At 48.6% G+C, this 495-nt stretch carries 1 rRNA gene; it reads left to right on the forward strand.

Going from position 1 to position 495, the window contains the following annotated elements:
- Nucleotides 1–495: ribosomal RNA gene (locus IO99_RS18885) — 23S ribosomal RNA — on the forward strand; the annotation flags it as partial.

Genomic DNA, 495 nt, shown 5'->3' on the forward strand with positions numbered 1-495 from the left:
TATCCTGTCTGAATATGGGGGGACCATCCTCCAAGGCTAAATACTACCTGASTGACCGATAGTGAAGAAGTACCGTGAGGGAAAGGTGAAAAGAACCCCGGAAGGGGAGTGAAATAGAACCTGAAACCGTGTGCCTACAACCGGTCGAAGCACTTTATATGTGTGACGACGTGCTTTTTGTAGAACGAGCCAACGAGTTACGATATGTAGCGAGGTTAAGTACTTAAGGTACGGAGCCGAAGGGAAACCGAGTCTGAATAGGGCGCATAGTTGCATGTCGTAGACCCGAAACCGGGTGACCTATCCATGGCCAGGATGAAGCGACAGTAAAATGTCGTGGAGGTCCGAACCACGTTGGTGTTGAAAAACCATGGGATGAGCTGTGGATAGCGGAGAAATTCCAATCGAACTCGGAGATAGCTGGTTCTCCTCGAAATAGCTTTAGGGCTAGCGTCGGTTAATTGAGTAATGGAGGTAGAGCACTGAATAGGCTTA

The organism is Clostridium sulfidigenes, from assembly GCF_000732635.1.
In the GTDB taxonomy this organism is placed as follows: domain Bacteria; phylum Bacillota; class Clostridia; order Clostridiales; family Clostridiaceae; genus Clostridium_J; species Clostridium_J sulfidigenes.